3 protein-coding genes are annotated in these 1,771 nt (G+C 71.4%); all 3 read left to right on the top strand.

All coding sequences use genetic code 11. The features are described 5' to 3' along the window. On the top strand, nucleotides 1-995 hold a 995-nt coding region (locus AOK15_RS35310), incomplete at its 5' end, for a cytochrome P450 (RefSeq protein ID WP_055522416.1). Between the two features lie 84 nt (nucleotides 996-1,079). After that, nucleotides 1,080-1,277, top strand: a complete 198-nt coding sequence (locus AOK15_RS35305) for a ferredoxin (RefSeq protein ID WP_055522418.1) — start codon at nucleotides 1,080-1,082, stop codon at nucleotides 1,275-1,277. Further along, on the top strand, nucleotides 1,274-1,771 hold a 498-nt coding region (locus tag AOK15_RS35300; RefSeq protein ID WP_167738893.1), incomplete at its 3' end, for an FAD-dependent oxidoreductase. The genes AOK15_RS35305 and AOK15_RS35300, both read left to right, overlap by 4 nt.

Raw genomic sequence — 1,771 nt, 5'->3', positions numbered from 1 at the left:
TGATGAGCTTCGGGGTGTGCGCGGCGATCGCCCCGCACACCCCGAAGCTCATCACCAACACCGACGCCCCCGAACACACCCGGCTACGCCGGTCGGTCAACGCGCCCTTCCTGGTCAAACGGATCGAGGCCATGCGGCCCGCCGTGCAGCGGATCGTCGACGACCTGATCGACGAGATGCTCGCCGGCCCCAACCCGGCGGACCTGCTCACCGCGCTGGCCCTGCCCGTGCCGTCACTGGTCATCGCGGAACTGCTCGGCGTGCCGTACGAGGACCACGAGCTGTTCCAGGAGAACAGCAACCGCGTCCTCGACAGCTCCCTCACCGCGGACGAGGCGGCCGAGGCGGGCCGCGCGCTCAGCACATACGTGGGCACCCTCTTCCAGCGGAAGCTCGCCGAGCCCGGAGACGACGTGCTGTCGGAGATGGGCGCCAAGGTCAGGGCCGGTGAGATGGCCCCGCAGGAGGCGATCAGCATGGGCGTGGCCATGCTGATCGCCGGACACGAGACGACCGCCACGATGATCAGCCTCGGCACGCTCGCCCTGTTCGAGCACCCCGACCAGCTCGCCCTGCTGCGCGAGAGCGACGACCCCAAGTTCGTCAACGGCGCCGTCGACGAACTGCTGCGCCATCTCTCCATCGTCCACTCGGGGCTGCGCCGCGTCGCCAAGGACGACATCGAGATCGGCGGACAGACCATCCGCCAGGGAGACGGCCTCCTCTTCGACCTCCAGGCCGCCAACTGGGACCCCGAGGCGTTTCCGGAGAGCGAGCGGCTGGACCTGACCCGGCCCGCACGGCAGCACAACGCGTTCGGGTACGGCCCCCACCAGTGCCTCGGCCAGAACCTCGCCCGCCTGGAACTCCAGGTCGTCTACAGCACCCTCTACCGGCGAGTCCCCACGCTCCGCCCCGCCGCCCCGATCGACCGGCTGACGTTCAACCACACGGGAACCGCGTACGGCGTGGGGTGCCTGCCCGTCACCTGGTGAACCACCGGCCTGTTCGTGACTGGCCTGTTCGAGACCGGTCCGTTCGAGACCGGCATGTTCGAGAACCGAGGAGCAACCCAACCCATGCGTGTGGAACTGGACGAACCGAAGTGCGTCGCGTCGGGGCAGTGTGTGATGGCCTCCCCCGAGGTGTTCGACCAGCGGGACGACGACGGCGTCGCGATCCTGCTGGAGGAACACCCCGCCGACGCCCTCATGGACGGCGTCCGGGAGGCCGTCGCCATCTGCCCGGCCGCCGCGATCCGCCTGGTGGAGCGATGAGGCGGATCCTGGTCGTGGGGGCATCGGCGGCCGGCCTCGCGGCGGCCGAGACCCTGCGCCGCGAGGGCTACGAGGGCACGCTGACCCTTGTGGGCGACGAACCTCACGTCCCCTACGACCGCCCCCCGCTGTCCAAGCAACTCCTCGCGTCCGAGTGGGACGTCGACCGGCTCGCCCTGCGCACCCCGGCCGACCTCGCCGGCCTCGACCTCGACTGGCGTCCCGGTACCGCCGCCACCGGCCTCGACCTGACGGAACGCGAGGTGCGGCTGGCCGACGGGTCGACGGTGCCGTACGCCGGTGGCGACGACCAGCCCGTCGTACGGCCGCGCCGGCTGCCCCGTACGGACGCGCATGTGCTGCGCACCCTGGAGGACGCCCTGACGCTGCGGGACCGGCTGGCGCCGAGGAACCCGGCGCCGACCACGACCAGCCGCCGCCCCGGCGCCAGCCGGTCCCGCAGCGTCACGGCGTCCTCCAGGGACCGCAGACCA

The sequence above is a fragment of the Streptomyces ossamyceticus genome (assembly GCF_001418475.1).
GTDB classification, from domain to species: Bacteria; Actinomycetota; Actinomycetes; order Streptomycetales; family Streptomycetaceae; genus Streptomyces; species Streptomyces ossamyceticus.
The sequence above is the reverse complement of the archived record's forward strand: the minus strand, read 5'-3'. Positions and strand labels throughout refer to the sequence as shown.

What these genes read in the sequence shown, in the direction of transcription:
- AOK15_RS35305 (WP_055522418.1), top strand. Translation starts at nt 1,080, where the DNA reads ATGCGTGTGGAACTGGACGAACCGAAGTGCGTCGCGTCGGGGCAGTGT.